Annotated in this window: 5 protein-coding genes; 3 read left to right on the forward strand and 2 right to left on the reverse strand. The window is 63.9% G+C overall.

Translation table 11 applies throughout. The features are described from left to right. Together EN925_RS25280 and pobA are read left to right on the forward strand one after the other, a co-directional pair. The coding region (locus EN925_RS25280; protein ID WP_128337012.1) for a 3-carboxy-cis,cis-muconate cycloisomerase at positions 1–940 on the forward strand (940 nt) is incomplete at its 5' end. Further along, on the forward strand, positions 940–2,112 hold the full coding sequence (pobA, locus tag EN925_RS25285; RefSeq protein WP_127369461.1) for a 4-hydroxybenzoate 3-monooxygenase: 1,173 nt from the start codon (positions 940–942) through the stop codon (positions 2,110–2,112). The genes EN925_RS25280 and pobA, both read left to right, overlap by 1 nt. Positions 2,113–2,122: 10 nt before the next feature. Here pobA and EN925_RS25290 read toward each other — a convergent pair whose 3' ends face one another. Continuing rightward, the gene (locus EN925_RS25290; protein ID WP_127369460.1) at positions 2,123–2,593 is read right to left on the reverse strand and encodes an NUDIX domain-containing protein; all 471 of its coding nucleotides are present in this window, start codon (positions 2,591–2,593) and stop codon (positions 2,123–2,125) included. Positions 2,594–2,766: 173 nt separating this feature from the next. Between EN925_RS25290 and EN925_RS25295 the strand changes: the two genes are divergently transcribed. After that, a complete protein-coding gene (locus EN925_RS25295) occupies positions 2,767–3,300 on the forward strand; it encodes a sterol desaturase family protein (RefSeq protein ID WP_027163878.1) in 534 nt (177 codons plus the stop codon). A gap of 19 nt (positions 3,301–3,319) precedes the next feature. Here EN925_RS25295 and rsgA read toward each other — a convergent pair. Then, the coding region (gene rsgA / locus EN925_RS25300; RefSeq protein WP_128337013.1) for a ribosome small subunit-dependent GTPase A at positions 3,320–4,257 on the reverse strand (938 nt) is incomplete at its 5' end.

Here is a 4,257-nt window from a genome sequence, read left to right on the forward strand (position 1 = left end):
GGCGCTGGCGCAAGCGGAAGCTGAAAACGGGATTATCACCAAGGATGATGCCGCCGCGATCGTGGCCGCACTTGCCACATTCCGGCCCGACACCGCCTTGCTGCGGGCTGCCGTCGCCAAAGACGGCGTCATTGTGCCGGAACTGGTACGCCAGATCAGGGCGGCGGTCGGCGAACCGCATGGCGACAAAGTGCATCTCGGCGCAACCAGCCACGATGTCATCGATACCGGCCTGGTGTTTCGGCTGAAGTCCATCGTCGAGCATCTCGGCCTGCTCCTGACCGAGACCATTATACGGCTCGTCTCGCTCGAAGAGCGGTTTGGCGGCAGGGCGCTGAAGGGAATGACGCGCATGCAGCCAGCCATTCCGATCAAAGTGGCCGATCGCGTCAGGACGTGGCGGGCGCCACTGCAACGGCATCAGGAAAGATTGTCGGAACAGTCGAGGCGTCTGCTGGTGGTGCAGTTCGGCGGTGCCGCCGGCACGCTGGAAAAGCTAGGCGACAAAGGTCCGGCGGTGCGCGCAGCACTGGCCGCAAAGCTCGGCCTTGGCGACGCACCGCATTGGCAGAACCAGCGTGACGCACTCGCCGATTTCGCCGGCCTGATGTCGCTGCTATCAGGCAGCCTCGGCAAATTCGGCCAGGACATCGCGCTGATGGCGCAAGGTGGAACCGAGATCGAGCTTTCCGGCGGCGGCGGCTCTTCGGCCATGCCGCACAAGCAGAACCCGGTGAAGGCCGAAGCGCTGGTGGCGCTTGCCCGCTTCAACGCCACGCAGCTTGCGGGCATGCATCACGCGCTCGTGCATGAGCAGGAGCGCTCGGGCGCTGCCTGGACGCTGGAATGGCTATTGCTGCCGCAAATGGTCATCGCGACGGCCGCGTCGCTCCGCCTTGCCGCTGAGCTGACCGCACAGGTCGAAAGTCTCGGCCACTGATGCGCACGCAAATCGTCATCGTCGGGTCCGGACCGTCCGGCCTGCTGCTTGGGCAGCTTCTGGCCGGCATCGGCGTCGAGACGGTCATTCTGGAACGCGCGAGCCGCGAGCACGTGCTTGGCCGTGTGCGGGCAGGGGTGCTCGAACAGGGCACCGTCGAATTGCTGGAACAGGCTGGCGCGGCGGCAAGGCTGCATGCCGAAGGACTGCCGCATTCCGGCATCTCGCTCGCCTTCGACGGACGCCTGCACCGCATCGACCTCGAGGCACTAACCGGCGGCAGGCATGTCACCGTCTATGGCCAGACCGAGGTGACGCACGATTTGATGGACAAGCGCGATGCGGACGGACTGACCACGATCTACGAGGCGGCAAATGTCGCGTTGCACGATTTCGACGGCGCCGCACCTTTCGCGACCTATGACAAGGACGGGGTCACGCATCGCATCAATTGCGACTTCATTGCCGGCTGTGACGGCTATCACGGCGTCAGCCGCAAATCGGTGCCCGAGCGTGCGCTGAAAATCTTCGAGCGGCAGTATCCGTTCGGCTGGCTCGGCGTGCTGGCCGAAGTGCCGCCGGCCGATCACGAACTGGTCTACGCCAATCACGAGCGGGGTTTTGCCCTGTGCTCGATGCGCTCGACGCATCGCAGCCGCTATTATGTGCAGTGTCCGCAGGACGATCGCGTCGAAGCCTGGCCGGACGATCGCTTCTGGGACGAGTTGCGCCGCCGCTTGCCGGAGCAGACCGCGGCAAGCGTCGTTACCGGACCATCCTTTGAAAAGTCGATCGCGCCGCTGCGCTCTTTCGTCGCCGAGCCGATGCGTTTCGGCAGGCTGTTCCTGGTCGGGGACGCCGCCCACATCGTGCCGCCGACCGGCGCCAAGGGCCTCAACCTCGCCGCCAGCGACGTGCGCTATCTCTTCGCCGGTTTTCGCGACTTCTACATCGAGAAATCATCTGTTGGCATCGACGCCTATTCCGGCAAGGCGCTGGCACGGGTCTGGAAGGCGGTTCGCTTTTCCTGGTGGATGACGACGATGCTGCACCGTTTTCCCGACACCGGCGAGTTCGGCCAGCGCATCCAGGAGGCCGAGCTCGACTATCTCGTGCAGTCGCGTGCCGCATCGACCGCGCTCGCCGAGAACTATGTCGGCCTGCCCTATTGAGGGCTGCGGATCATCCGGCGCCTTGCTGCCTGGCAAAATCCAAAAGCATCGGGCGCTGCCCCTTGAGGATTTTCACCTCCGCCTCGGCCAAAGTGAACCAGCCCGCTCTGTCGACCTCCGGAAATTCCTTCAGGGATCCCGACCTTGGCGGCCATTCCATGGTGAACATGTTGCTTTTGATGGCAGCCACATCGATGTCGATGCGCGCCTCGACGGACCAGGCCGTGACAACCTTGCCACCGGGTTGTTTGTAGTCGCCAAGCCGCGCGAAGGTGCCGTCGACCTTGACGCCGAGCTCTTCCTCGGTCTCGCGTTGCGCTGCCGTCAACTCATCCTCGTCCTCGCCGACGAGACCCTTCGGTATCGACCAGGCGCCATCGTCCTTCTTCGCCCAGAACGGCCCGCCCGGGTGAACCAGCAACACCCTAAGATCGCCATCGCTGCGGCGATAGATCAGCAATCCCGCACTGCGTTTTGCCATTTTTGTACGTCCATTTGCGAAGCCGGCAGCCTGCCGATGGTCCTTGAATCGTTGATGCGAACCTTGCACTAGGGGATTGCGACGCTATGTCAGGCGCGTCTGCATTGCACCTCGGTCGCGAGTCCGGCAATCTGATACCATCGCTTATTTGGCGGCTCGAAGGCTAGGTGACGATGCAACTCGGTCTTATTGGCTACTATAGCGACTTCGTGGTGTATCCGCTGGTGATCGCCGTGCTGGCAGTGGCCGGGCTGCTCGAGGCTGGCGAAGAGAGTGCGCCAGGCTGGATCGGCACTGTCCTCGCCTGTCTCGGCCTCTGGACGCTGATCGAGTATGTGCTGCACAGGTTCGCTCTTCACCATATTCCTTACGTCAAGGACCTGCACGACCGTCACCATGTCGAGGAACGCAGTTCTGTGGGCACGCCAACCTGGCTCAGTCTCGGCGTGCATGCGCTGGTCGCGTTTGTGCCCGTTTGGGTGGTCTCAGATTTCGCCACGGCGAGCGCGGTGAGCTGCGGGTTGATGCTGGGATATCTGTGGTACATCAGCATCCACCACATGATCCATCACTGGCACCCGGCGCATCCGAGCTATCTCTACACGCTCAAGCGCCGTCATGCGGTGCATCACCACATCGACGAAACGGCCAATTTCGGTGTGACTTCGGCATTCTGGGATCGCGTTTTCGGCACGGCGCAGCTCTGAAGTCCTCAGTCCTCGCCGTTCAGCGCCTCTTTCCGCGACCGCCGGAAGTCTTGGCTCCGCGAGGCCCGCTCTGGACCGGCGTGTTGTTCTGGTTCTCGTCGGACAGTTTTCGCCAGCGGGCAAGGCGCTCCGGGTCGAGCGTCCCCGCCTTCAAGGCAGCCTGAACCGCGCAACCCGGCTCGTGCACATGCGTGCAGTCGCGGAACTTGCAGAGCGGTGCAAGCTCGGTGATTTCGGCAAACAGCGTGTCGATGCCGTAGCCGACATCGCTGACCTGCAGCGTCCGCATGCCCGGCGTGTCGATCACCCAGCCACCGCCGGCGATGGAATGCAGCGATCGCGACGTGGTGGTGTGGCGTCCCTTGGAATCGTGCTCGCGGATGCCCCCGGTCTGTTGCGGCGATTGCTGCGCCGATCCGGCCAGCGTGTTGACCAGCGTCGATTTGCCGACGCCGGAGGAGCCGATCAGCGCCACCGTCTGGCCGACACCGCACCAGGCAGCCAGGACGGTTGCCGCATCCGATGTGCGGGGGTTCAGCATTACCACCGGCAATCCACGCTGCAACGCCGCAGCTTGCTTCTGGTAGGTCTCGGCGTCTTCAGCGGTATCGGCCTTGGTCAGCAGGATCACCGGCGTCGTTCCGGCCTCGTTGGCCAGCGCCAGATAGCGCTCGAGCCGGGCGGGATTGAAGTCGGCATTGCACGAGGTGACGATGAACAGCGTGTCGACATTGGCCGCGGCAAGCTGCGGCACCCTGCCACCGCCCTGGGTGCGGCGTTCCAGCACCGTCTTGCGGGTCAGGCGGCGCTTCACAAGGTGTTCATGCCCATCGACCAGAACCCAGTCGCCGACGGCATAGTCACCGGTGTTCGCCTGCGCCGGCAGCGTCAGGTCGACCGGCCCTGCCTGGGACAGGCCGGTCGACCTGACGCTGCCGGCGCAGGCGAACACCGGTG

It is taken from the genome of Mesorhizobium sp. M7A.F.Ca.US.006.04.2.1, from assembly GCF_004022915.1.
In the GTDB taxonomy this organism is placed as follows: Bacteria; Pseudomonadota; Alphaproteobacteria; order Rhizobiales; family Rhizobiaceae; genus Mesorhizobium; species Mesorhizobium ciceri.